This window comes from Pseudomonas sp. GOM6 (assembly GCF_029537485.1).
Taxonomy (GTDB): Bacteria; Pseudomonadota; Gammaproteobacteria; order Pseudomonadales; family Pseudomonadaceae; genus Aquipseudomonas.
Window position 1 is genome coordinate 110,539 of sequence record NZ_JARPUS010000009.1, and the last position, 26,163, is coordinate 136,701.

Sequence of the window (26,163 nt, forward strand, 5' to 3'; positions counted from 1 at the left end):
TATGGCCGCAATGCCTATTTCTCTTCCCGACTGGCAGCCTCGTGCGCCTCTACAGCTTCTCTCATTGCCCTGGTTGACGCGCGCCGGTATCGAACTGGCCGTGCTGCGTCTGGACCTGCTCGACCCGCTGCTGTCCGGCAACAAGTGGTTCAAGCTTACAGCGCATATCGAAGCCGCAGCAGCGCAGGGGGCTGAGGGTTTGATCAGCCTGGGTGGCGCACACTCCAATCATTTGCATGCGCTGGCCGCTGCCGGTCAGCGATTTTCCTTCCCAACCGTTGGGCTACTGCGTGGCGAACCGCACGACACGCCGACGGTGCGTGATCTGTACGCCTTCGGCATGCAGTTGCACTGGCTTGGCTACGGCGGTTACCGCGCGCGGCAGCAGGCCGGTTTCTGGGCGCCCTGGCAGGCGCAGTATCCGCATCTTCTCCCGGTGGCAGAAGGCGGTTTGGGGCTGGCGGCGGCATCGAGCTGCAGGGCGATAGTCAGCCAGGCGCGCGAGCAACTGGCCAACCTGGGCTGGGATGATTTCCACGGGTGGTGGCTGGCTGCTGGCACTGGCACCACGGCGGCGGGTATCGTGCTGGCCGAGGCTGGGAAGCGACTGGCGCATGTGGCCAGTGCCGTACCTGCCAGCCATGGTGTGGGGCGGCAACTGGCTGGGTTGCTGCAGGAGGCCGGGCGGGCCGATGCGGGCTACCGCCTGTTCGATGCGAGTCGGGGTGGCTTCGGTCGGGTGGACACCGTGCTGGCGCGTTTCATGGTGGACTGCGAACAGCACGGGCAGTTGCCGCTTGATCCGCTGTATACCGGCAAGGCACTGCTGGCATTGCGCGATCATGTCGAGGCCGGTTACTTTGCTGCCGGTACCCGCCTGCTGTTTTTGCACAGTGGTGGGTTGCAGGGATGCCGGGCTATGGCGCCGCGTCTGCAGGCGCTTGTCGCCGGTTGAACCCATAAGAACAATGCAAGGACTGGTTGCGATGACCGAGCCGCTGAATCCTGAACAGCTGCGCAGTTTTACTCCGCTCAACGTGCTGTCCGAGCAGCAGTGGAAAGAGTTGCGCAGCCAGTTGGTGCCGCAACCTCTTCTCGCCGGGCAGCTGTTGTTTCGCCAGGGCGACCAGGCCCGCACCACTTATTACCTGCTGTCCGGCGAGCTTTCGTTACGCGATGCGGCCGGTGGCGAGATACACCTGAGCGCCGGCAGCGAGGCCAGCTGCCATCCCGTATCACCGAGTCTGCCGCGCCTGCATGAGGCCCGTGCGCTGACGGATGTCAGCGTTCTGGCGCTGGATAGCGCAACGCTCAATCGCCTGCTGACCTGGCGCCTGTCTTACCAGGATCTGCTGCTCGACCTGCAGGCCAGTGGTGAGGATGTGGAGTGGCTGGAGCGGTTGCTGGAGAACCCCCTGTTTGCCAAGGTTCCGCCGACCAATGTACGGGCCATGCTCGAGCGTCTGAGTCCCATTGATCTGCCAGCGGGTAGTCGCGTGCTGGTTGAAGGCGAGGCAGGCGACTGCTGCTACTTTCTCAAAAGCGGCCGGGCCGAGGTGTTCCGTGGCGCCGACAATGGGCGTCAGGTATTGGCGGAGCTGGAAGTGGGTGCCTGTTTTGGCGAGGAGGCCCTGTTGTCCGACCAGCCACGCAATGCCACGGTGACGCTGATCGAAGAGGGGGTAGTGCTGCGCCTGGATCGCCAGGACTTCTTTGCCTTGCTCAAGGCGCCGGTGGTCGACGAAGTGTCGTTCGGCGAGGCCGCACGCCTGCTGTCGAACGGCGCCCAGTGGCTGGATGTGCGCCTACAAGCGGAGTACGAGCAGGCCCATGCCCAGCAGGCACTCAACATGCCCTTGCACCTGCTGCGATTGAAGACGCGTCTGCTGGATCAGGCGCGCACTTACCTGTGCTATTGCGACAGTGGCAAGCGCAGCGCCAGCGCAGTGTTTCTGCTGTCGCAGCTGGGTTTCTCTGCTTACGCCCTGCGCGATGGTCTGGATGCCTTGCCGCCCGTTCAGCGAGGCGCTCTGCTGAGCGAGAGTGGTCCGGGTTACCTGGCCCGCTCTGGTGGGCGTACCGAACGCAGTCACTGAGACTGGCGCATGAGCGGAGCGTGCGGCCAGTGATCGTTGACCAGAAAGACTCGCTCGCGCTCGTACCAGTCACCGTTATCCCGCGGTTGTAACCTGACCAGCAACTGAGCGGGCGCCCACTCATCCAGTTGCTGCCGCCACAGCTTCAGCCGTTCAGTGGGCCAGCGTTGTTGTTCCTCGATGCGGGCTGGCGCCAGCCAGGCCTGGCGCGGCAGTGGCTGCCAATGGTTGTGCTGGGGCTCCAGTCGATGCCAGTCCGAATGCCGCAGCCAGCGTCCGCGTAAGTGTTCGGCTGCGCTGACGGCTGGGCTGGCGCAGGCGATGTGCCAGGGATAGAAGAGATAGCCGCCAAGCCAACCGGCGGCCTTGGGTGCGCCACGACCCAGGGGGGGCAGAGTGGTTTGGCCCGCAGGGCTGCTGGAGAGTGGCAGCTGATGATTACGCAGGTGGGACAGTTTCAGCCCCAGGCGATCTTCGCTGGCGGGTCCCAGCCAGTGTTCGGCATCTTCGCCAGCTTGCTCAGCGGGACCCAGGTAGAGCTTGATCGCCAGTTCCAGATGATGGCAGCCCTCGGCGTCGCGCAGCAGCAGATCCAGTTCGCCCAGGGTATGGCCGCCCTGACGTATCGGCAGGTTGGCGGCCAGCACCTCAATGTCCGGCGCTGCGTGCAGGGCAAATTGCCAGAGCCGCTCGTAATAGCGGCCCAGGCGACTGGAACCCTGAGCAAGGTAATGGCGTAGCAGCGTGCTGTCGTGCTCCTGCTGCAGTAGCCAGTCGACCAGAAGTGGCGGCTCATGCCACCAGCGACTGGCCGCCAGCGGGTGGCGCAGGGGCAGGGCTCCGTGCTTGAGCAGTCCGGGGGAGAGTAGCGTCCAGGCCAAGTCGCGGACGCTGGGCTGGCGCAGTTGATCGAGCAGGGTATCGAGGTTGTGCATGGGCCGAGCATAGTGCGCGCTGGCGCTGGGGCAATAGCTCGGTTTGCCGCTGTAGCGGCGTTTCGCCCATAATTCGGGCAATTCTCCCCCGTTGCAGAGCGCCCCATGGAGCAATTCCGCAATATCGGCGTCATCGGCCGCCTGGGCAGCGCCCAGGTGCTCGATACCATTCGCCGCCTGAAGACCTTCCTGCTCGAGCGCCACCTGCATGTGATTCTCGAAGACACCATTGCCGAAGTGTTGCCCGGCCATGGCTTACAGACCTGTTCGCGCAAGATTCTCGGTGAGGTGTGCGACCTGGTCATCGTCGTCGGTGGTGACGGCAGTATCCTCGGCGCCGCCCGAGCGCTGTGCCGCCACAAGATCCCGGTACTGGGCATCAACCGTGGCAGCCTGGGCTTTCTCACCGACATCAAGCCAGATGAGCTGGAGGTCAAGGTCGCCGAGGTGCTGGAGGGGCGCTTCCTTGAGGAAAGTCGCTTCCTGCTGGAAACCGAAGTACGCCGCAATGGCGAAGCCATCGGCAAGGGTGATGCACTCAACGACGTGGTGCTGCACCCGGGCAAGTCGACCAAGATGATCGAGTTCGAGATCTATATCGACGGTCACTTCGTCAGCAGTCAGAAGGCCGACGGCCTGATCGTCGCCACGCCGACCGGCTCCACCGCCTATTCGCTGTCCGCCGGCGGACCGATCATGCATCCCAAACTGGATGCCATCGTCATCGTGCCGATGTACCCGCATACCCTGTCCAGCCGGCCGATCGTGGTCGATGGCAACAGCGAGCTGAAGATTGTCGTCGCGCATGACCTGCCGGTTTACCCGCTGGTGTCCTGCGACGGGCAGAACCACTTCACCTGCGCGCCCGGCGACACCATCACGGTGGCCAAGAAACCGCAGAAGCTGCGTCTGATCCATCCGCTGGATCACAACTACTACGAGGCCTGCCGAACCAAGCTTGGCTGGAGCAGCCGGCTCGGCGGGCACGACTGACATGCTGCTCGATCCCGCCCGCGGTTACGATCTGATCGGCGACATACATGGTTGCGCGCGCAGCCTGGAGCGTCTGCTGGAACAGATGGGCTATCACCGGCAGGGTGGGGTCTGGCGTCATGCGCAGCGCATGGCGCTGTTTCTTGGCGACATCATCGATCGCGGCCCTCGGGTGCGCGAGGCCTTGCATCTGGTGCACGACATGGTCGAGGCCGGCCAGGCGCTGTGCATCATGGGCAACCATGAATACAACGCGCTGGGCTGGTACCTCGAAGCCCCGCCTGGCAGTGGCCGCCAATATGTGCGCGAGCACACGCCGCGCCATGAGCGCCTGTTGCAGCAGACCTTCCAGCAGTTCGAGCAGCACCCTGGCGACTGGCATGACTTTCTTGGCTGGTTTCAGCAGTTACCGCTGTTCATCGATGCCGGGCGTTTCCGCCTGGTGCATGCCTGCTGGGACAGCGAACTGATCGAGCCGCTGCGCCAGCGCTATGCCGATGGCCGGGTTGATCGCGATTTCGTCACGGCCTCGGCGGTGCCTGGCAGCTTTGCCAATCGGGTCTTCGAGCGCTTGCTGCGCGGCACCGACATGCGTCTGCCGCTGGGCCTGACCCTGACCAGCGAAGAGGGTTATCCGCGGGCGCATTTCCGCACCAAGTTCTGGGAAGAAGACCCGCAGACCTACGGAGATGTGGTGTTCCAGCCGGAAGCCCTGCCCGACGAAGCGGCGCGCCTGCCCCTGCCCGATGGGGAGAAGAATCGCCTGCTGCAGTACGGTGCCGATGAGCCGATGCTGTTTGTCGGCCACTACTGGCGGCGCGGAGAGCCTGCGCCGATCCGTGCCAACCTGGCCTGCCTGGACTACAGCGCGGTGATGTACGGCAAGCTGGTGGCTTATCGGCTGGATAACGAGACGCAGATCGATCCCGACAAGTTCGTCTGGGTCGTGGTGGAGCGCCCGGAGGCCCCGCAATGAACCCCGTCGAGGCGCTGCGTCGCCCCTTGCAGGAAGATCTCAGCGGCTTCGTCGCCCTGCTGCGCCGCCTGCAGGTGCCGCACCGGGTCAGTGAGGAGCGTGATGCCCAGGTACTCTGGGTGCCCGTCGAGGCGCTGGCGGTGCAGGTGCGTGAGTTGTATCTGCGCTATCCGCAAGGCGCCGGGGAGGAGGCTGTGCCGAACCCTGCGCGGCCCTCGCGGCCGGGCTTCATCGCCCAGTTGCGCGCCAGCTGGATGACCAGTGCGGTGCTGCTGCTAACGCTGCTGGTGGCGGCATTCACCCTGCTTGGCGACAGCTTTGCGGCCCTGCGCTGGCTGACCTTTCAGGATTTCCACATTCAGGGCGAGTACCTGTATTTCCAGCCCTGGCTGGCCAGCCTGGAGGCCGGGCAGTGGTGGCGTCTGGTGTCGCCGATGTTCATTCACTTCGGCATCCTGCACCTGGCCATGAACAGCCTGTGGTACTGGGAGTTGGGGCGGCGCATCGAGGCGCGGCATGGCGCCTTCACCCTGCTTAGCCTGAGTCTGCTGTTCGGCCTGTTATCCAACCTGGCGCAGTTCTGGTTTGGCGGACCCTCGTTGTTCGGCGGCTTGTCCGGCGTGCTCTACGGTCTGCTCGGTTACTGCTGGATCTTCCAGCTGCTGGCGCCGACCCCGGCCTACCAATTACCGCGCGGCGTGCTGGCGATGATGCTGATCTGGCTGCTGGTATGCCTGAGCGGCGTCATCGACACCCTGGGCTTCGGCTCCATTGCCAATGCCGCCCATGTCGGCGGGCTGGTGGCTGGCTGCGCCGCGGGTCTCGTTGGCGGTGCGCTGGCGCGTCTGCGCCGGTAAACTTGCCGGTCTGTTTAGCTTTCCGTTGCCGGAGCCCGCGATGTCGTCTTTTGCCGAAATGATCGAGAACATCACCCCCGAGATCTACCAGAGCCTCAAGCTGGCGGTGGAAATCGGCAAGTGGCCGGACGGCCGCAAGCTCACCCAGGAGCAGAAAGAGCTGTCGCTGCAGGCCATGATCGCCTGGGAAATCCAGAACCTGCCGGAGGAAGAACGCACCGGCTACATGGGGCGGCAGGAGTGCCAGTCGCACGCTGAGCCGATCCCCAACATCCTGTTCAAGTCCAACGACACCCTGCACTGAGACTGTCCAATGCCTACTGCGCTTGCGCATGCTGTGTTGAAAACAGCTTCGGAATGCTCATTTACCGCTCGTAAACTGCGCTTCCTCAGCTGTTTTCGCCTTGCCTGCGCTGCGCTCGCTACGGCCTTGAGCAGTCTCTGGAGAATTTGATGATCGAACTAGGCCGCGGCGCGCTGAGCAAAATGGCGGTGCGCCTGGGCGAGACGGCGCAGTACGCCATCCGCCTGGATGAGACCGAAGTACCGGTCAACCCGTTGCTGGGCAAGCAGGTGCGCCTGGAATTTCTCGGTGCCATCCACTGCAGCCATTGCGGGCGCAAGACCAAGAAGAGCTTCGCTCAGGGCTACTGTTATCCCTGCTTCACCAAGCTGGCGCAGTGCGACAGCTGCATCATGAGTCCGGAGCGCTGTCACTACGACGCCGGCACCTGTCGCGAGCCGAGTTGGGGTGAGCAGTTTTGCATGACCAATCATGTGGTGTACCTGGCCAACTCCTCGGGCATCAAGGTCGGCATCACCCGCGCCAGCCAGATTCCTACCCGCTGGCTCGACCAGGGCGCCAGCCAGGCGCTGCCGATCTTCCGTGTCGCCACCCGCCAACAATCCGGCTTCGTCGAAGACCTGCTGCGCACCCAGGTGGCGGACAAGACCAACTGGCGCGCGCTGCTCAAGGGCGATGCGGTGCCACTCGATCTGCCGGTCATTCGCGATGAGCTGCTGGCCAGCTGTGCCGAGGGTATCGAAGCGCTGCAGCAGCGCTTCGGTCTGCAGGCGATCCAGCCGGTTCGCGATGTCGAGGTGCTGGAGATTCGCTATCCGGTCGAGGCCTATCCGACCAAGGTCGCCAGTCACGACCTGGAGAAAACCCCGGTGGTGGAGGGTATTCTCAAAGGCATCAAGGGCCAGTACCTGATCCTCGATACTGGCGTGATCAATCTGCGCAAATACACGGCCTACCAGGTCGCCGTACATTCCGAATAAGGGGCCACAAGCCATGCGTACCGAACAGCCGAAGATGATCTACCTCAAGGACTATCAGGTGCCGGACTACCTGATCGACGAGACCCACCTGACCTTCGAGCTGTTCGAGGACCACACCCTGGTGCATGCCCAGCTGGTGATGCGGCGTAACCCCGAGGCTGGCTCCGGTCTACCGCCGCTGGTGCTGGATGGCCAGGAACTGGAGCTGCTGGAGCTGAAGCTGGACGACCGCCTGCTCGCTGCCGGCGACTACCAGCTGAGCGACAGCCACCTGACCCTGCAGCCGACTCAGGCCAGCTTCGTCATCGACAGCAGCGTGCGCATCCACCCGGAAAGCAACACCGCGCTGGAAGGTCTGTACAAGTCCAGCGGCATGTTCTGTACCCAGTGCGAGGCCGAGGGTTTTCGCAAGATCACCTACTACCTCGACCGCCCGGACGTGATGAGCAAGTTCACCACCACGCTCAGCGCCGAGCAGCACAGCTATCCGGTGCTGCTGTCCAACGGCAACCCGATCGCCAGCGGCAGCGAGGAGGACGGCCGGCACTGGGCGACCTGGGAAGACCCGTTCAAGAAGCCGGCCTACCTGTTCGCCCTGGTCGCCGGCGACCTCTGGTGCGTGGAAGACACCTTCACCACCATGAGCGCCCGCGAAGTCACCCTGCGCATCTACGTCGAGCCGGAGAACATCGACAAGGTGCAGCACGCCATGACCAGCCTGAAGAAGTCGATGAAGTGGGACGAGGAGGTGTACGGCCGTGAATACGACCTGGACATCTTCATGATCGTTGCGGTCAACGACTTCAACATGGGCGCCATGGAGAACAAGGGGCTCAACATCTTCAACTCCAGCTGCGTGCTGGCCAAGGCCGAGACGGCCACCGACGCCGCGCACCAGCGCGTCGAGGCGGTGGTGGCGCACGAGTACTTCCACAACTGGTCGGGCAACCGGGTGACCTGCCGCGACTGGTTCCAGCTGTCGCTCAAGGAAGGCTTCACCGTGTTCCGTGATGCCGAGTTCAGTGCCGACATGAACTCGCGCACGGTCAAGCGCATCGAGGATGTGGCCTATCTGCGTACCCACCAGTTCGCCGAAGACGCTGGCCCGATGGCCCACCCGGTGCGCCCGGATGCCTTCATGGAAATCTCCAACTTCTATACCCTGACCGTGTACGAGAAGGGCTCGGAAGTGCTGCGCATGATCCATACCCTGCTCGGCGCGGAAACCTTCCGCAAGGGCTCGGACCTGTACTTCGAACGCCATGACGGCCAGGCGGTGACCTGCGACGACTTCGTCAAGGCCATGGAAGACGCCAGCGGCCAGGACCTGACCCAGTTCAAACGTTGGTACACCCAGGCCGGCACCCCGCGCCTGGACGTCAGCGAGAGCTACGATGCGGCGGCCAACACCTATCGCCTGCAGCTGCGCCAGAGCTGCCCGGCCACGCCGGGCCAGGCCGAGAAGCTGCCCTTCGTCATCCCGGTCGAGCTGGCGCTGCTGGATGCCCAGGGCCGTGAGCTGCCGTTGCAGCTGGTCGGCGAGGACAAGCCGGTCGGCACCAGCCGTGTGCTGCAGGTGACCCAGGCCGAGCAGGCGTTCACCTTCGTCAATCTCGAAGCCAAGCCGCTACCTTCGCTACTGCGCGGCTTCAGCGCACCGGTCAAGCTGAGTTTCCCCTACAGCCGCGACCAGTTGATGTTCCTCATGCAGCACGACAGCGATGGCTTCAACCGCTGGGAGGCGGGCCAACAGCTTTCCGTGCAGGTCTTGCAGGAGCTGATCGGCCAGCAGCAGCGTGGCGAGCCACTGGTGCTGGATCAGCGCCTGGTCGAGGCTTTCCGCACCCTGCTGCTGGACGAGTCGCTGGACCAGGCCATGGTCGCCGAGATGCTCTCGCTGCCGGGCGAGGGTTACCTCACCGAGATCAGTGACGTGGCCGATGTCGACGCCATCCACACCGCCCGCGAGTTCGCCCGCCAGCAACTGGCCGAGGCACTGTTCCAACCGCTGTGGGCGCGCTACCAGGCCAATCGCGAGCTCTCGCGCAACACGCCGTACGTGGCCGAGTCTGCCCACTTCGCCCGTCGCAGCCTGCAGAACATTGCGCTGTCCTACCTGATGCTCACTGGCAAGCCGGAAGTGCTGGCGGCGACCTTGGAGCAGTACGAGGTCTGCGACAACATGACTGAGCGCCTGGCCGCGCTGGCCGTGCTGGTCAATTCCTCCTTCGAGGCGGAGAAGGCCGAGGCGCTCAAGGCCTTCGCCGAGCACTTCAAGGACAATGCGCTGGTCATGGATCAGTGGTTCAGCGTGCAGGCCGCCAGCACCCTGCCGGGGGGGCTGGAGCGCGTGCAGACACTGATGCAGCACCCGGCCTTCACCCTGAAGAACCCGAACAAGGTGCGGGCTCTGATCGGTGCCTTCGCCGGGCAGAACCTGGTCAACTTCCACGCCCTGGATGGCAGCGGCTACCGCTTCCTGGCCGACCAGGTGATCACTCTCAATGCGCTCAACCCGCAGATCGCCTCGCGCCTGCTGGCGCCGCTGACCCGCTGGCGCAAGTACGGCGAGCAGCGTAAGGCGCTGATGCGCGGCGAGCTGGAACGCATCCTGGCCAGCGGCGAGCTGTCCAGCGACGTGTTCGAGGTGGTCAGCAAGAGTCTGGCCTGATCAGGGCTTCTGTGTTACCAAGCAAGCGCTCGGTAACGCCGATTGTTACTCCTTGTTTCCTTTTCGCTTGGTCAATTTGTCCTGTCAGCGGAAAGCCCCGTGGCAGAGGCATTTCGTTCCTTTTTACAGGGTGTTTCTCAAGGTTAAGGCGCGCCATCGGGGAGACAAATTGGGACATCGGGGCGGTAATCTTTCGCTTTGGCTGGATAGCTCAAGGAATTCTTAAAAAGTTCCCTCTTGGTATCGTTTTTGTATAGGTCGTGACTGCTTGTTTGCTCCCTTCGAGCAGCCTGCCCACAACAAGAACAAATACATACCGGAGGCCTTTCCTTGCTCAAGTCGCCCCTTCGCCTCGCGCCTGCGCGTGCAGGCTTCGCCCTGGTTGGGCTCCTTCCCTTGCTGTGTTCCATGCCGACGGCAGCAGCTGAGTTCAGCTTTCTCGACAACGAAGTGACAGGCTCACTGGATACCACCCTTTCCTATGGCCAGTTATGGCGTGTGGAGAAAGCGGAAAAGGTGGGTGACGACGTCAACACCAACGACGGTAACCGCAACTTCGATACCGGCCTGGTTTCCGAGGTGTTCAAGGTAACCTCGGAGCTGGAAGCCAATTACCAGAACTATGGTTTGTTCGTGCGTGGCAGTGCTTTCTATGACACTCAGATCATGGATAAGCGCAACGACAACGACGATTTCCGTCCAACCCAGAATTACCCGGACGACAACAGTTTTACCTACGAGACCCGGCACAAGGCCGGTCGCGATGCCAGCCTGCTGGACGCCTATGTCTATGGCAACTGGGATGTCGGCAATATGCCGGTGTCGGCCAAGCTGGGTAGTCAGGTATTCAACTGGGGCGAGGCGCTGTTCGCGCGGGGTGGGGTGAACACCAGCAATCCGGTCGATGCGGCACGTTTCCGTCTGCCGGGTGCAGAGATCAAGGAAGTCCTGATACCGGTAGAGGCCTTCAACGTCAGCGTGGGTCTGACTGACAACCTGTCTATGGAGGCCTACTACCAGTGGAACTGGAAAGAAACTGCCATCGACCCGGTCGGTACCTATTTCTCGCCAACCGATCTGTTTGCTGATGGGGGGAATACGGCATATACGACGGAGGAGGGTTTTGCCATTCCTGACATCGCCAATGCATATAATTTTTTGGTGGGGAATGGGACTCTAACTGGTAACAGTTTCTATGATCGCAATACGGGAACCATTAAGGTTGCCGATGTTGGCACTGACTTGAATGCCAAGGATGATGGTCAGTTTGGTTTCGCACTGCGCTACATCATGGAGGAGCTCAATTCCACCGAGTTCGGTGCCTATTTTGTCAACTATCACTCCAAGGAACCGCAGGTTTACGCCGCGCTGAATCCGGCGTATTCAGGGTTCAACGCCAATACGATCTGCGGCACTATCGCAATGGCAGCAGTCAGCTGCGCTCAACTGCAACAAGCTGCGAATTTTGGGAGTCAGAACGCCGCTAATGCTTTGGCTGGCGCGGGGGCTGTGGCCGCTATTGACATCGCCAACCAAGTTACCGCCCGCCGCGAATATGCCGAAGATATTCGCATGTACGGCCTCAGCTTCAATACCACTATTGGCGAGGCTTCGGTGTTTGGTGAAGTGGCCTATCGACCGAATCTTCCGATTGGTATCGCCTCCACCAATGATCTGCTTGGCGACATGCTGCAGCAGGCTCTGACGCTGGGCGCGGGGGCACCGGTCAATATTGGTGGGCAAATGGTTGGGCTCGGGGGGCAGTTGCATAACTATGAGCGTGTCGAGGCCTTCAATACGTCGTTGGGCACCATCTACAACTTTGGTCCTTCGTTCGGCTTTGATTCGCTATTCGGTGTGGCCGAGTTGGCTTCCGAGCATGTGCGTGCTTCCGGTCTGGAATACACCGATTTCAATGGTAATAAGCGCGTTTATGTCGGTACTCCGGACAGCTCCTATGTTTCCGGCTACAACGACGACGACCAGATTGACCGCGATGCTTATGGCTACACCCTGGTCATGTCGGGTACCTGGAACGATGCATTTGCTGGTGTGAGCCTGTCGCCTTTCGCCGTTTTCTCTCACGACTTCGAGGGGAACTCTCATCGCACCGGCAACTTCATCGAGGGCAGCAAGGCCTATACCTTGGGTATCACGGCCACTTACCTGAACAGCCTCGAAGCCGAGCTGCAGTACACCGAGTTCTACGGTGGCGGCGAAAATAACGGTACGCGCGATCGCGACAATATCGGCCTCAACGTCAAGTACTCATTCTGAATCCATCGCTACGGCCGGGGCGCTGAGCCTCCGGCCGTCGAGACCTAGGAGATGCACCATGTTTATCTCGCGCTCGCTGATTGCTGCGGCAGTCGCCATCGCCTGTACCGCAGGCAGTGCCCTGGCGGCGGTATCGCCGCAAGAGGCCGCCAAACTCGGACAAACCCTGACGCCCTATGGTGCGGAAAAGGCCGGTAACGCCGACGGCACCATCCCAGAGTGGACGGGTGGTATCACTCAGCCGCCGGCGGGATACAAGGGCAGTGGTCAGCATCACATCGACCCGTTCCCGGATGACAAGCCCCTGTTCACCATCACCAGAGCCAATCTGGAGCAGTATCAGGACAAGCTGAGCGCCGGTCAGATCGCCCTGCTCAAGTCCTATCCCGAGACCTACCAGATTCCGGTCTACCAGAGCCGCCGTACGGGTTCTGCACCGCAATGGGTCTATGACAACACTATCAAGAACGCCACAACGGCCAAGCTGGTCGAGGGGGGCAACGGTTTCGTCGATGCCTATGGCGGCATTCCCTTCCCGATTCCGCAGAGCGGTGTCGAGGCGCTGTGGAACCATATCGTGCGTTACCGCGGCAGCTATATCACCCGACGTTCGGCAGAGGTGGCGGTGCAGCGCAACGGCGCCTATTCCCCCGTGGTGTCGGAAGTCGAGGCGCTGTTCCGCTACTACGATCCCAAGGGCAGCTACGCCGACCTGAACAATATCCTGTTCTATTACCTGAACTTCACCAAGAGCCCGGCCCGTCTGGCCGGTGATGCCGCGCTGGTTCACGAGACCCTCGATCAGGTGAAGGAGGCGCGCCAGGCCTGGGGCTACGCCGCCGGTCAGCGCCGGGTGCGCCGTGCCCCCAACCTGGCCTACGACACGCCAATCGGCGCTTCCGAAGGGCTACGAACCGCCGATGACACCGACATGTTCAACGGCGCGCCGGATCGCTACGACTGGAAGCTGTTGGGCAAGAAGGAGATGTATATCCCCTACAACAACTACCGCCTTGCCGCGCAAGGGGTGAAGTACAAAGACGTCCTGCAGGTCGGCCATATCAATCCGCAATTGACCCGCAACGAGTTGCACAGGGTCTGGGTAGTGGAAGGTACGCTCAAGCCGGGCGTGCGACATGTCTATGCCAAACGTACCCTGTTTCTCGATGAGGACAGCTGGCAGGCGGCCGTGATGGATCAGTACGACAGTCGCGGTGAGCTGTGGCGTGTGTCGATTGCCTACCTCAAGAACTATTACGACCTGCCCACCACCTGGTCGGCCATGGAGGCTTTCCACGACCTGCAGAGCCGTCGCTACCACGTGCAGAACCTGGACAGCGAGGAATCGTCCACCGCCAACTTCAGCAAGCCGATCCCGGCTGAAAGTGAGTTCACCCCCTCGGCGCTGCGTCGGCGTGGTACGCGTTAAAGCTTGGTGATACCCCGTAAGCCGCTGCCAGTCAGCGGCTTGCGGCTTTCTGGGGAAGGGCAAAGTTAGGTAACTCGTCCTTAACAAAACATAACGTCACGCCGATTGTCAGGTTTTTCCAAAGCCGTATAGCATGGCTCGGCCTGAAAAGAGGCCAATGAACCCACCTATAAGAATAAAGGGGGAAATATATGCGTGAGCCCGTCATGCGGCGCACCCGCCCCGGTTGCCCAACTACTGCGGCACCGGCCCGTCACCTATCGCCGCTGGCGAAAGCGCTGTCCCTGATCAGCGTCTGTTCCTTCCTGGCTCTGACTGCTCCCCTGTCTGTGCAGGCCGCGGATGCCGCCAGCGTTCTCTCCATCGAATCTCCCAAGGCTGTTACCAGCCTGTTGCTGGACATTGCCCATGCCGGCAAGCGTCTGGTTGCCGTGGGCGATCGCGGCCACATCCTGTTTTCCGAGGATTCCGGCAAGAACTGGGTACAGGCTCGGGTGCCGACTCGTCAGCTGCTGACGGCGCTGTACTTCGTCGATGAACAGCACGGCTGGGCCGTAGGCCACGATGCGCAGATCCTTGCCACCGATGACGGTGGTGCCAACTGGGAGCTGCAGTACGAGGACCTGGAGCGTGAGGCTCCGCTGCTCGATATCTGGTTCCGTGATGCCAGCAACGGTTTTGCGGTCGGTGCTTATGGCGCTTTGCTGGAAACCAGCGATGGCGGCAAGAGCTGGAACGATGTCAGTGACCGCCTGGACAACGAGGATGGTTATCACCTCAATGGCATCACTGCGGTGAAGGACGCCGGCCTGTTCGTCGTTGGCGAGGCGGGCACCATGTTCCGCTCCGCGGACTGGGGGCAGACTTGGGAAAAAGTCCATGGCCCTTACGAGGGCACCCTGTTCGGTGCTCAGGGCACGGCCAGCAGCAACACCCTGTTGGTGTTCGGGCTGCGTGGCAACCTCTATCGCTCCAGCGATTTTGGTGGCACTTGGCAAGAAATTCCGCTGATTGCCGACAGTGGCCGACTGGAGTTCGGTCTGGCCGGCGCTAGCCTGCTGAAGAATGGTGATCTGGTCGTCGTTGGTCATGGCGGCAGCGTGCTGACCAGCAAAGACTCCGGGCGCAGCTTTACCGTGATCAACCGTTCGGATCGTGCATCGTTGGCTTCGGTGACCGCCGATGCCGCTGGCAACCTGATCCTGGTGGGCCAGGGTGGCGTGCGTATCGCATCTCCGACTGGCGAAGAGCCAGGCCAAAAACAATAAGCCGGGGCGTATGAGCATATGAGTTCCATGAGTAGCCATCACCAGGACAAGGCGACCTTCCTCGAGCGCCTGATCTTCAACAACCGCCCGGTCGTGATCGCGTTGTGTGCGCTGATCACCATCCTGCTGCTGTGGCAGGCGTCGCACATCCGTCCTTCGACCAGCTTCGAGAAGATGATCCCGCTGGAGCATCCGTTCATTCAAAAGATGATCGAGCACCGCAACGATCTGGCCAACCTGGGCAACACCGTGCGAATTTCGGTGGAAGCCAAGAACGGCGACATCTTCGATAAGGACTACATGGAGACGCTCAAGCAGATCCATGACGAAGTGTTCTACATTCCCGGCGTTGACCGTTCCGGTCTGAAGTCGCTGTGGAGTCCGAGCGTGCGCTGGACAGAAGTGACCGAAGAGGGCTTCGACGGTGGCGAGGTTATCCCGCAGACGTATGACGGCTCTGCCGAGAGCCTGCAGGAGCTGCGCAACAACGTCCTCAAGTCCGGTCAGGTCGGCCGTCTGGTCGCCAACAATTTCAAGTCCAGCATCGTCGATGTTCCGCTGTTGGAGCAGTACCCGGATCCGCAGGATCAGAGCCGACTGCTCAAACTGGACTACCGCCAGTTCTCTCATGAGCTGGAAGAAAAGATCCGCGAGAAGTACCAGGCGCAGAACCCCAATGTGCAGGTGCACATCGTTGGTTTCGCCAAGAAGGTCGGCGACCTGATCGATGGCCTGATCATGGTGGTGATGTTCTTTGGCGTTGCCCTGGCCATTACCCTGGTGCTGTTGTACTGGTTCAGCTGGTGCATCCGCTCGACCATCTCGGTGGTGTCCACCACGCTGATCGCGGTGGTCTGGCAGCTCGGTCTGATGAACCTGGCCGGTTTTGGTCTCGATCCGTACTCCATGCTGGTGCCGTTCCTGATCTTCGCCATCGGTATTTCCCACGGCGTGCAGAAGATCAACGGTATCGCCCTGCAGTCCAGCGATGCCGACAACGCCCTGACCGCAGCCCGTCGCACCTTCCGCCAGCTGTTCCTGCCCGGCATGATCGCCATCCTGGTGGACGCCGTGGGCTTTATCACGCTGTTGATCATCGATATTGGTGTGATCCGCGAGCTGGCCATCGGTGCCTCCATCGGTGTCGGTGTGATCGTGTTTACCAACCTGATTCTGCTGCCGGTGGCCATTTCCTACATCGGTATCAGCAAGAAGGCGATCGAGCGCAGCAAGCGCGAGGCTAACCGTGATCAGCCGTTCTGGCGCGCACTGTCCAATTTTGCTCACCCGGTAGTGGCGCCGATCTCCGTGGTTATCGCCCTGTCTGCTGGCGTTGCTGGCTTCTGGTACCAGAAAGCCAACCTGCAGGTGGGTGACCTCGACCAGGGAGCACCGGAGCTGCGTCCGGATTCGCGCTACAACAAGGACAATGACTTCATCATCAACAACTACTCGACCAGTTCCGACGTGTTGGTGGTGATGGTCAAGACGGCGAATGAGGGTTGCTCGACCTACGAAGCCCTGGCGCCGATGGATGAGTTGATGTGGCGCCTGGAAAACACCGAAGGTGTGCAGTCGGCCATTTCCATGGTCAGCGTGTCCAAGCAGGTGATCAAGGGGATGAACGAGGGCAGCCTCAAGTGGGAAACTCTGTCGCGTAACCCGGACATCCTCAACAACTCCATCGCCCGTGCCGACGGTCTTTACAACGCCGACTGCTCGCTGGCCCCGGTGCTGGTGTTCCTCAACGATCACAAGGCCGCGACGCTCAAGCGCGCTGTCGGTGTGGTGGAAGAGTTCGCCAAGGAGAACAACAACGACAACCTGCAGTTCATGCTCGCTGCCGGCAACGCGGGTATCGAAGCGGCTACCAACGAGGTGATTGCCACCTCCGAGCTGAAGATCCTGATCCTGGTGTATATCTGCGTCGCAGTTATGTGCCTGCTCACCTTCCGCTCCTTCGGCGCCATGCTGTGCATCATCCTGCCGCTGATTCTGACCTCCATCCTGGGTAACGCCCTGATGGCCTGGCTAGGTATCGGCGTCAAGGTGGCCACCCTGCCGGTGATCGCGTTGGGTGTGGGTATCGGTGTTGACTACGGCATCTATATCTACAGTCGTCTGGAGACTTTCCTGCGTGCTGGCATGCCGCTGCAGGAGGCCTATTACCAGACCCTGCGCTCCACCGGTAAGGCGGTACTGTTCACCGGTCTGTGCCTGGCCATCGGCGTGGTCACCTGGATCTTCTCGGCGATCAAGTTCCAGGCCGACATGGGTCTGATGCTGACCTTCATGCTGCTGTGGAACATGTTCGGTGCCCTGTGGCTGCTGCCAGCCCTGGCGCGCTTCCTGATCAAGCCGGAGAAACTGGCCGGCAAGAAGGGCGGTTCGCTGTTCGCGCACTGATAGCTGATGCGGTACTGCAAAGGGCTCCTTCGGGAGCCCTTTTTTATGGCCTGCTGTTTATTCTCGGGATTCTCGGTGGCCAGGGGCGTTAGCCTTCGTCGCCAGCAATACATGCGACTGCAGCAGAAGGTCCAGTCGATGAGCAGGCCGAGGAGATTGCTGCCTTCTACAGCGAAACGCGCATCATGGGCGCTAGGCAGTTTTGGCGTTGTATGCACGCCCTTTGCGGCGCCCGATGGCGGGCCTGTATTCCGCTTCAACGTGCAGGTGCTGTGTGGGGCGACTACTACCGGAGCGGGTGAGGGTGGGGCGCCGCAGCATGGCTGGTCGAGGGGGCGCCTGGCAGGTAGTGTCCGACGTGCTGCTGGAGAGGCTACGCGCCGAGGATCGGTCGGCGGTGCAGCGGGGCGATCCAGGCGAAGCAGCAGATGAAGGCGCTGGATGTCGCGGCCTTGCCGCGGGCTATTGTGGCGAATCGTGCGCATAAAAAAGCCGCCTTGCGGCGGCTTCTTTGTTGCGGCGCGAATTACATGTTGGGGTAGTTCGGGCCGCCAGTACCTTCCGGAGCCACCCAGGTGATGTTCTGGGACGGATCCTTGATGTCGCAGGTCTTGCAGTGTACGCAGTTCTGCGCGTTGATCTGGAAGCGCTTCTCGCCGTCTTCCTGAGTCACGACCTCGTATACGCCGGCCGGGCAGTAGCGCTGTGCCGGCTCATCAAACTTCGGCAGGTTGACGGACAGCGGAATGCTGGCGTCGGTCAGCTTCAGGTGGCAGGGCTGCTCTTCCTCGTGGTTGGTGTTGGAGAGGAACACCGAGGAAAGCTTGTCGAAGCTCAGCTTGCCGTCTGGCTTCGGGTATTCGATGCGCTGGCATTCGGCCGCTGGCTTGAGGCAGGCGTAGTCCGGCTTGTTGTCGTGCAGGGTGACCGGGATCTTGCCGCCGAAGATATTCTGGTCGACGAAGTTGAACGCACCGCCGGCAATGGCGCCGAACTTGTGGATAGCTGCGCCGAAGTTACGGCTGCGGAACAGCTCGTCGTACAGCCAGCTGGCTTTGAAGCCATCGACATAACCGTTGAGCAGGTCGCCGCCCTGGCCATCGGCGAGCAGTACCTCGGCGACGGCGTCGGCGGCCAGCATGCCGGACTTCATGGCGGTGTGGCTGCCTTTGATCTTGGCGAAGTTCAGGGTGCCCAGGTCACAGCCGATCAGGGCGCCGCCCGGGAAGACCATCTTCGGCAGCGAGTTCAGGCCGCCCTTGCAGATGGCGCGCGCACCGTAGGCCACGCGCTTGCCGCCTTCCAGGTACTGGGCGATCACCGGGTGATGCTTGTAGCGCTGGAATTCGTCGAATGGCGACAGGTACGGGTTGCTGTAGGACAGGTCGACGATCAGACCGACCACCACCTGGTTGTTTTCCAGGTGATAGAGGAAGGAGCCGCCCGGGTTCTCGTCGGACAGCGGCCAGCCAGCGGTATGTACCACCAGGCCTTGTTCGTGCTTGGCTGGGTCGATGTCCCAGATTTCCTTGATGCCGATGCCGTAGTGCTGTGCGTCGGCCTCGGAGTCGAGGTTGAACTTCTTGATCAGCTGCTTGCCGATGTGGCCACGGCAGCCTTCGGCGAACAGGGTGTACTTGCCACGCAATTCCATGCCCGGGGTGTAGTAGCCTTCCTTCGGCTGGCCTTCGCGGTCTACACCAAGGTCGCCGGTGATGATGCCGCGTACCACGCCATTCTCGTCGATCAGCGCTTCCTGGGCGGCGAAGCCCGGGTAGATCTCGACACCCAGGTTCTCGGCCTGCTGAGCCAGCCAGCGGCACAGGTTGCCGAGGGAGATGATGTAGTTGCCCTCGTTGTGCATGGTTTTCGGCACAAAGAAGTTCGGTACCTTGGCGGCTTTTTCGGCGTTCTTCAGCAGGTAGATGTCGTCGCGTTTGACTTCGGTGTTCAGCGGAGCGCCCAGTTCCTTCCAGTCGGGGAACAGTTCGTTCAGGGCACGCGGCTCGAAGACCGCACCGGAGAGGATGTGGGCGCCGACTTCGGAACCTTTCTCGACCACGCAGACGCTGATCTCTTTGCCGGCTTCGGCGGCCTTCTGCTTCAGTCGGCAGGCGGCGGACAGACCGGAGGGGCCGGCGCCGACGATGACGACGTCGAATTCCATAAATTCGCGTTCCACAGAGAATCTCCTACTCAAGGCTTCTTCGGTGTATTGATTTTGGCTATGGCTAGGCTTTCTGTGGCCTGCGCGCTGGGCATTATATATACAGGCCTTTGCACGTCCAATACAAACGTTCGTTTGAATTTTGCCAAAGCCCTATAGCGCAAGGCTTGGCGCCCGATAAATGGGGGTTATTCGTGTTGACCGAAAAGGGCGTTACGGTCAAGATACGGTCGGTTTTGCGCTCGCCGTATGAGCAAATTGTCGGTTCCGGCCGATCTGCATCACCGGCCAGGCTCGCCTTGGCGACATTACAAATTCACCGGAGAGTAACGAGGAATCCATGAAGGTTCTTGTAGCTGTCAAACGAGTGGTCGACTACAACGTCAAGGTTCGCGTCAAAGCGGACAACTCCGGCGTCGACCTCGCCAACGTCAAGATGTCGATGAACCCCTTCTGCGAAATCGCTGTGGAAGAGGCCGTACGTCTGAAGGAAAAAGGTGTAGCGAGCGAAATCGTCGTCGTCACCATCGGCCCGACCACCGCTCAGGAACAGCTGCGTACTGCACTGGCTCTGGGTGCTGACCGTGCCATCCTGGTCGAGTCGGCTGACGAGCTGAACTCCCTGGCCGTCGCCAAACTGCTGAAAGCCGTTGTTGATAAAGAGCAGCCGCAGCTGGTCATCATGGGCAAGCAGGCCATCGACAGCGACAACAACCAGACCGGCCAGATGCTGGGCGCTCTGACCGGTTTCGGTCAAGGTACCTTCGCTTCCAAGGTCGAGGTTGCTGGCGACAAGGTTAATGTGACCCGCGAAATCGACGGCGGTCTGCAGACCGTTGCGCTGAACCTGCCGGCCATCGTGACTACCGACCTGCGCCTGAACGAGCCGCGCTATGCGTCGCTGCCGAACATCATGAAGGCCAAGAAGAAGCCGCTGGAAACCGTCACCCCTGACGCTCTGGGCGTTTCCACCGCCTCCACCGTCAAGACCCTGAAAGTCGAAGCGCCTGCTGCTCGCAGCGCCGGCATCAAGGTCAAGTCCGTGGCTGAACTGGTCGAGAAACTGAAGAACGAGGCGAAGGTAATCTAAATGACTATCCTGGTTATCGCTGAACACACCAACGCCGCTCTGGCTGCTGCCACCCTGAACACGGTGGCTGCCGCTGCCAAGATCGGTGGTGACATTCACGTCCTGGTTGCCGGCGCAAACGCCGGTGCTGCCGCCGAAGCTGCCGCCAAGGTTGCTGGCGTGGCCAAGGTGCTGGTTGCCGACAACGCTGCCTACGAGCATCAGCTGCCGGAAAACGTCGCGCCGCTGGTTGCCGAACTGGGCAAGGGCTACAGCCACATCCTGGCTGCTGCTACCAGCAACGGTAAGAACATCCTGCCGCGCGTCGCCGCGCTGCTGGACGTTGACCAGATCTCCGAAATCGTTGCCGTTGAAAGCGCCGATACCTTCAAGCGTCCGATCTACGCTGGTAACGCCATCGCTACCGTGCAGTCCTCGGCTGCCGTGAAAGTGATCACTGTGCGTACCACCGGTTTCGACGCCGTTGCTGCCGAAGGCGGTTCTGCTGCCGTTGAAGCGGTGAGTGGTTCGGCCGATGCCGGCAAATCCGCCTTCGTCGGCGAAGAGCTGGCCAAGTCCGACCGTCCGGAACTGACCGCTGCCAAGATCGTCGTGTCCGGCGGCCGTGGCATGGGCAATGGCGACAACTTCAAGCACCTCTACGCCCTGGCCGACAAGCTGGGTGCTGCCGTCGGTGCTTCCCGGGCCGCTGTCGACGCTGGTTTCGTACCGAACGACATGCAGGTCGGTCAGACCGGTAAGATCGTTGCTCCGCAGCTGTACATCGCGGTCGGCATCTCTGGCGCCATCCAGCACCTGGCGGGCATGAAGGACTCCAAGGTGATCGTCGCGATCAACAAGGACGAAGAAGCCCCGATCTTCCAGGTGGCTGACTACGGCCTGGTCGCTGACCTGTTCGAAGCCGTACCGGAGCTGGAAAACCTGGTGTAAGCCAGTTTTCTGATCCTACAAAAAACCCGCTCATCGAGCGGGTTTTTTGTTTCTCTCGTCCCTTTTTACAGCTTGCCGTCGAGAAAGTTCTGATAGTGCTGTGCGGTTTCCTCGGGTCGCTCGAGCATGGGCGCATGGCCACAGTCTTTCATGATCACCACACTGGGTTTGGCCAGTAGCGGTTTCATGACTTCGATGCTGGATACGTCGAGCACGCGGTCCTGTTCGCCCCATAGCAGCAGAGTTGGAACCTGGATATTTGGCAGCTCGGGCTCCAGTGGCACGTAGTGGTCACGGAGTTGGGAGAAGATCTTGTCATAGTGATTCTGGTTGGCCATGGACTGTTCGGCGAAGTGTCGCTTGAGTGAGTCCGGTAGGGGCGGTGGGTTGACGAAGACGAACTTCATCAGCGTGTCGAAGTCCTCGGCCTTGCGCACCACCAGCGGGTTGGGCTCGCCGCGTTCGATCATGCTGAACATCTCGCTTTTCTGCGGCGACATCACTCCGGCGTTGTCCAGCAGCGCTACGCTCCGCAGCTGCTGGGGATAGCGGGCGGCGTAAAGCGCGGCGATATGGCCACCCATGGAATTGCCGATGAGGTGGGGTTTGTCGATCTTCAACGCTTGGATGAAGGCATGCAGGCGCTCGGTCTGGGTGGCCACATCGTAGCGGGCGTCCGGCTTGTCGCTTTCACCGAAGCCGGGCAAATCAAGGGCGATAACCTGATAGTGCGAGGTAAATGCGCGAGAGAAGCGCAGCCAGTTGTCGCGGTTGGCGCCGAAACCGTGGATCATCAGCAAGGTTTCGCCTGTGCTTGGGCCGCCCTGGTAATAATGGATAGACAGCCCATCGACTTCTATCTGCCTCGACGAAAGCCCGGCCATCTGCTGTTCCACCAGGCGCATGCTGGCCATCAGCAGGCTAGGCGAAAAATAGAGTGTGCCCGCCGTCACGGCCAGCACCAGGACAAGACCTAGAAGCAGTTTTTTCATGGCGAATCCTTATCGCTAATAATTATTGAGCGTGGCTGTTACGCTAGCATGAACGTTCTTGAGTCGGTGGATGCGGCTCGCCACATGAATCAGCAACCGGTGTTCGAATGCATACATCCGTGTCATTGAAGGCCTTGGCCTTACTGGTCTTCTGCTGTTTGTCCACCTTCGCCGGTGCAGCAGGTAAATGTGAACGCTTGGTGGCTACGGGCAATCCCGAATATCCCCCCTATCTGTGGCGTGATCCGCAAAGCCCGAAGCATTTGATCGGTGCCAATGCCGATCTGCTGACCCTGATCGGTGAAGAGCTGGGCGTCAAGATCGAGATTCTGTATACCGGTCCCTGGTCCAGAGCCCAGGATGAGGTACGCACCGGCCGCGTGGACCTGCTGGCGGGGGCGTTTCTGACCCTGCCGCGACTGGAGTACATGGACTACGTGCACCCGGCCTTTTTCGTCACGCCCAGCGTGGTCTGGGTGAACAAGGACAAGGTATTTCCCTACAGCGGCTGGGAAGATCTGCGTGAGCGCACGGGCGGCACCCTGGTTAACAACAGCTTCGGCCAGCAATTCGACAGTTACGCCAAGGCCAACCTCAACCTGGAAGAGGTCCCCAGCCTGACCCAGGCCTTTCAGAAACTGCTTCTCGGGCGCACCGATTACGTCCTTTACGAGCGTTATCCGGGGGTGGCGCTGGCCAATACCCTGGGCATGCTGGACAGTCTGGAAACGCTGGAGCCACCGATTTCCAGCGAAGGGCTATACCTCACCCTGGGGCACAACTCGGCCTGCAACGACGCCTGGCTGCGCGGACAGCTGGCGAAAAAAATGACAGAATTGACCGCCGCGGGCCTGCCGGAAACCCTTCTGCAGCGCAATCTTGAGCGCTGGAAAGTCCAGCAGTCGCAGGTCGTAGCCCCCCCGCCAACGCAGGACGATTCGCAGTGAAGCAGCTACATCCCATTTTCGCTCTGGCGTTGCTGGCCCTGGCCGGCTGCGCCAATGATCCTGCCCCGCAGGAGCAGATGCGTCTGACCCAACAAGCCGTCGAACAGGCCCGAGCCGTAGGAGCTGATGCCCAGCTCGAAGAAATGCAGCAGGCCGAGCGCAAGCTGACCCGGGCGCAGAAAAACTTCGGTGAAGAAGACTACAAGCGCGCGCGCATCTTCGCCGAGCAGGCCGAGCTGGATGCTCGCCTGGCCGAGGCCAAGCTGCTCAATCAGAAGAGCCAGCGTCAGCTCGACGAGCTCACTACGCAGATCAATCGTCTGAGGACCCAGCTGGGAGAGCTGCCATGACTTCGAGCAGATTCGCCAGCTTCACCCTGTTGCTGCTATCGGCTCTGGTTGCCGGGTGCACCAGCCAGCAGAGTCGCCAATCGCTCGACGATGCGGCGGCCAGCTTCCAGCAGGTCAAGGAGGACACCAATGTGCTGCGCAGCGCGCCGAAGGACGTGATTCGCGCCGGTGAATCCCTGGCCCGCGCCGAGCGCCTGTCGAGCTACTGGGGCAGCGACGACGACGTTATTCACTATGCCTACCTGAGTCAGCGTTACAGCCAGATTGCCCGCCAACACAGCGATCTCAACCTCAATCAGGAACGCCTGGCCAGGCTCGATCTGGAACGCGAGCGACTGCAGCTGGCGCTGCGCGAAGCCAAGCTGCTCGGCGCCCAGCAGCAGGGCCAGTGGCTGGAAGAGCAGATGGTCAACCTGGCTGCCAGCGAAACCGATCGCGGGCTGGTCATGACCCTGGGTGACGTGCTCTTCGATGCCGGTCGCAGCGAGCTCAAGGCTTCGGCCACTCGCACCATTCTCAAGCTGGTGCAGTTCCTCCAGGTCAACCCGCGGCGCACCGTGCGTATCGAGGGTTACACCGACAACCGCGGCGACGCAGCGGAGAACCTCGAACTGTCGCGTGCTCGCGCCCAGGCCGTGGCCGATGTACTGCGAGACTTGGGCATCGATGCCAAGCGCATCGAGGTCAAGGGCTACGGTGAAGCTCACCCGCTGGCGGAAAACGCCTCAGCCAAGGGGCGGGCGCAGAATCGCCGGGTGGAGATCCTCATTTCCGACGAACAGGGTCATCTCAGCGCCGATCGCTGATCACCTCCGACCGTCACCACAACCCCGGTGCTTCTGCCCGGGGTTTTTTGTTCGCCGAAAGTGCAATGCGACAGGGTCAGCTGAGCGGCTAAGCTGGAACAGTCGAAACTGTACTGCCTGCAAATAATCTGACTGTGCCGCTAAGCTGAGACTGTATTTGGCTACTGTTACGGTTCAGTCGCGGAGGAAACCTCGAAATGACCAGTTTGTTGCTTTATCAGCGCATCGCCCAGCAGCTGGCCGAGGATATTCGTCGCGGTGTCTACCAGCCGGGCGAGCGTGTGCCGTCTGTGCGCAAGATGAGCTCGCAGCTCAGCGTCAGCCATGCCACCGTGCTACAGGCCTACGCCAATCTCGAAGACATGGGCCTGATTCGCGCGCGTCCGCAGTCCGGCTTTTATGTGCACCAGACGGCCGGTCTCACCGCGCCGACCCCCGACATCGCACGGGTCGAGCGTCCGGCGCTGGTTACCCGCAGCAGCATTATCAGCCAGGTCCTGACTGAGTCGCGCCAGGAGGGGGTGTTCCCACTGGGGGCGGCGGTGCCGCATGTGGACTATCTGCCGGTGCGCTCGTTGCACCAGCAACTGGCCAAGGTCACCCGCTTCCAGAGTCCGCGTGCGTTCAGCTACATGTTCAGCCCCGGCTACGAGCCGCTGCGCCGCCAGGTGGCGATCCGCATGCGCGACGCCAGCGTGGTGGTCGATCCGTCCGAAGTGGTGATCACCCATGGCTGTGTGGATGCCATCCACATGGCCCTGCGGGTGGTGACCAAGCCGGGCGATCTGATTGCTGCAGAGTCACCAACCTACTACGGCCTGCTGCAATTGGCCGAGGTGCTCGGCCTCAAGGTCATCGAGATCCCCAGCGATCCGAGCACCGGCCTGAGTCTGGAAGCCCTGCAGCTCGCCGCCAACCAGTGGCCGATCAAGGCGCTGGTGCTCACCGCGCGGCTGAGCAACCCGCTGGGGGGCAGCATTCCCGAGGAGCGCCAGAAACAACTGCTGCGCCTGACCGCCGACCACGATATCCGCGTGATCGAGGACGACATCTACGGCGAACTGTTGTTCGAGCCGGGCCGTAGCAAGGCGCTCAAGGCCCATGATCGTGAGGATCAGGTGATCTACTGCTCCAGCTTTTCGAAAACCCTGTCGCCGGGTGTGCGTATCGGCTGGATCATCGCCGGCCGTTATCAGGAGGAAGTGGAGCGGCTGCAGACTTTCAGCACCCACTCGGCCTGCAGCGTTACCCAGATGGGCGTGGCCGCCTATCTGGAGAACGGCGGCTACGACCGTCATCTGCGGCATATCCGCCAGGAGTACCGCAAGAACATGACCGCCTACCAGCTGGCGGTGCAGCAGCACTTTCCTGAGGGCTCGCAGATGACGCGCCCGCATGGCGGCTTCATTCTCTGGGTCAGCCTGCCGGGCAAGGTCAGTGCCCAGGAGCTGCATGTGCGGGCGCTGCAGCAGGGTATCAGCATCGCGCCGGGGCTGATCTTCAGCAACACCGAGCAGTTCAACAACTGCCTGCGCCTGACCTGTGGCGTGCCATGGAACCGTGAGTCCGAACGGGCGATCATGACCCTCGGCATGCTGGCCAGGCAGCTCTGTCAGGAAAACGCTTAACCCGGATTCGCTGGCGGCTCCGTCTACCTGGGCGAATGGACTTTTCGCCCGAGGAGCGCCG

The 26,163-nt window shown here is 61.4% G+C and carries 21 protein-coding genes; 18 read left to right on the forward strand and 3 right to left on the reverse strand.

The window, feature by feature from the left end; translation table 11 throughout:
* Window positions 1-10: 10 nt before the first annotated feature.
* Entirely contained in the window at window positions 11-955 is a 945-nt protein-coding gene (locus P7A97_RS12580; protein WP_277690294.1) for a 1-aminocyclopropane-1-carboxylate deaminase, read from the forward strand.
* Between the two features lie 31 nt (window positions 956-986).
* Window positions 987-2,096, forward strand: a complete 1,110-nt coding sequence (locus P7A97_RS12585; protein WP_277690295.1) for a cyclic nucleotide-binding domain-containing protein — start codon at window positions 987-989, stop codon at window positions 2,094-2,096.
* On the opposite strand, the gene P7A97_RS12590 is transcribed toward P7A97_RS12585, so the two are convergent.
* Window positions 2,090-3,031: a DUF1853 family protein gene (locus P7A97_RS12590; protein ID WP_277690296.1), complete on the reverse strand. Its 942-nt coding sequence runs from the start codon at window positions 3,029-3,031 to the stop codon at window positions 2,090-2,092. The two genes, P7A97_RS12585 and P7A97_RS12590, sit on opposite strands and share 7 nt — an antisense overlap.
* Before the next feature lie 105 nt (window positions 3,032-3,136).
* On the opposite strand from P7A97_RS12590, the gene P7A97_RS12595 reads away from it, so the two are divergent.
* From P7A97_RS12595 to P7A97_RS12640, 10 genes are all read left to right on the forward strand, one after another.
* Window positions 3,137-4,024 (forward strand): NAD(+) kinase, encoded by an 888-nt coding sequence (locus P7A97_RS12595; RefSeq protein WP_277690297.1) that lies wholly within the window; start codon window positions 3,137-3,139, stop codon window positions 4,022-4,024.
* 4 nt (window positions 4,025-4,028) lie between these two features.
* Window positions 4,029-5,000: a metallophosphoesterase gene (locus P7A97_RS12600; RefSeq protein WP_277690356.1), complete on the forward strand. Its 972-nt coding sequence runs from the start codon at window positions 4,029-4,031 to the stop codon at window positions 4,998-5,000.
* Window positions 4,997-5,857 carry a rhomboid family intramembrane serine protease gene (locus tag P7A97_RS12605; protein WP_277690298.1) on the forward strand — a complete coding sequence of 287 codons (861 nt, stop codon included), beginning with the start codon at window positions 4,997-4,999 and terminating at the stop codon, window positions 5,855-5,857. Before P7A97_RS12600 ends, P7A97_RS12605 begins: the two co-directional genes overlap by 4 nt.
* A 40-nt stretch (window positions 5,858-5,897) precedes the next feature.
* Window positions 5,898-6,161, forward strand: a complete 264-nt coding sequence (locus tag P7A97_RS12610; protein WP_277690299.1) for a DUF1315 family protein — start codon at window positions 5,898-5,900, stop codon at window positions 6,159-6,161.
* Window positions 6,162-6,310: 149 nt separating this feature from the next.
* Window positions 6,311-7,141, forward strand: coding sequence for a DUF2797 domain-containing protein (locus P7A97_RS12615; protein ID WP_277690300.1), 831 nt, complete (start codon window positions 6,311-6,313; stop codon window positions 7,139-7,141).
* 13 nt (window positions 7,142-7,154) lie between these two features.
* Entirely contained in the window at window positions 7,155-9,812 is a 2,658-nt protein-coding gene (gene pepN, locus P7A97_RS12620; protein ID WP_277690301.1) for an aminopeptidase N, read from the forward strand.
* A gap of 330 nt (window positions 9,813-10,142) precedes the next feature.
* Complete coding sequence (locus tag P7A97_RS12625; RefSeq protein WP_277690302.1) at window positions 10,143-12,089, forward strand: DUF1302 domain-containing protein; 1,947 nt, start codon at window positions 10,143-10,145, stop codon at window positions 12,087-12,089.
* Between the two features lie 58 nt (window positions 12,090-12,147).
* On the forward strand, window positions 12,148-13,518 hold the full coding sequence (locus P7A97_RS12630; RefSeq protein WP_277690303.1) for a DUF1329 domain-containing protein: 1,371 nt from the start codon (window positions 12,148-12,150) through the stop codon (window positions 13,516-13,518).
* Between the two features lie 191 nt (window positions 13,519-13,709).
* Window positions 13,710-14,786 carry a YCF48-related protein gene (locus tag P7A97_RS12635; RefSeq protein ID WP_277690304.1) on the forward strand — a complete coding sequence of 359 codons (1,077 nt, stop codon included), beginning with the start codon at window positions 13,710-13,712 and terminating at the stop codon, window positions 14,784-14,786.
* 18 nt (window positions 14,787-14,804) lie between these two features.
* The gene (locus P7A97_RS12640; protein WP_277690305.1) at window positions 14,805-17,192 is read left to right on the forward strand and encodes an RND family transporter; all 2,388 of its coding nucleotides are present in this window, start codon (window positions 14,805-14,807) and stop codon (window positions 17,190-17,192) included.
* Between the two features lie 526 nt (window positions 17,193-17,718).
* Here P7A97_RS12640 and P7A97_RS12645 read toward each other — a convergent pair.
* Complete coding sequence (locus tag P7A97_RS12645) at window positions 17,719-19,392, reverse strand: electron transfer flavoprotein-ubiquinone oxidoreductase (RefSeq protein WP_277690306.1); 1,674 nt, start codon at window positions 19,390-19,392, stop codon at window positions 17,719-17,721.
* Between the two features lie 307 nt (window positions 19,393-19,699).
* Here P7A97_RS12645 and P7A97_RS12650 point away from each other — a divergent pair, with 307 nt between their 5' ends.
* Together P7A97_RS12650 and P7A97_RS12655 are read left to right on the forward strand one after the other, a co-directional pair.
* Entirely contained in the window at window positions 19,700-20,449 is a 750-nt protein-coding gene (locus P7A97_RS12650; RefSeq protein WP_068826754.1) for an electron transfer flavoprotein subunit beta/FixA family protein, read from the forward strand.
* Window positions 20,450-21,379, forward strand: coding sequence for an FAD-binding protein (locus P7A97_RS12655; RefSeq protein ID WP_277690307.1), 930 nt, complete (start codon window positions 20,450-20,452; stop codon window positions 21,377-21,379). It abuts the gene before it with no gap.
* Window positions 21,380-21,444: 65 nt separating this feature from the next.
* Here the strand turns inward: P7A97_RS12655 and P7A97_RS12660 are convergent, their stop codons facing one another.
* A complete protein-coding gene (locus P7A97_RS12660; RefSeq protein WP_277690308.1) occupies window positions 21,445-22,371 on the reverse strand; it encodes an alpha/beta hydrolase in 927 nt (308 codons plus the stop codon).
* Window positions 22,372-22,478: 107 nt separating this feature from the next.
* On the opposite strand from P7A97_RS12660, the gene P7A97_RS12665 reads away from it, so the two are divergent.
* The 4 genes from P7A97_RS12665 (at window position 22,479) to P7A97_RS12680 (ending at window position 26,102) form a co-directional block, all read left to right on the forward strand.
* Window positions 22,479-23,318: a transporter substrate-binding domain-containing protein gene (locus tag P7A97_RS12665; protein ID WP_277690309.1), complete on the forward strand. Its 840-nt coding sequence runs from the start codon at window positions 22,479-22,481 to the stop codon at window positions 23,316-23,318.
* A 23-nt stretch (window positions 23,319-23,341) separates the two neighbouring features.
* The gene (locus P7A97_RS12670) at window positions 23,342-23,668 is read left to right on the forward strand and encodes a DUF4398 domain-containing protein (protein WP_277690357.1); all 327 of its coding nucleotides are present in this window, start codon (window positions 23,342-23,344) and stop codon (window positions 23,666-23,668) included.
* On the forward strand, window positions 23,665-24,474 hold the full coding sequence (locus P7A97_RS12675; RefSeq protein ID WP_277690310.1) for an OmpA family protein: 810 nt from the start codon (window positions 23,665-23,667) through the stop codon (window positions 24,472-24,474). Before P7A97_RS12670 ends, P7A97_RS12675 begins: the two co-directional genes overlap by 4 nt.
* Window positions 24,475-24,671: 197 nt before the next feature.
* On the forward strand, window positions 24,672-26,102 hold the full coding sequence (locus P7A97_RS12680) for a PLP-dependent aminotransferase family protein (RefSeq protein WP_277690311.1): 1,431 nt from the start codon (window positions 24,672-24,674) through the stop codon (window positions 26,100-26,102).
* The last annotated feature ends 61 nt before the right edge of the window (window positions 26,103-26,163 follow it).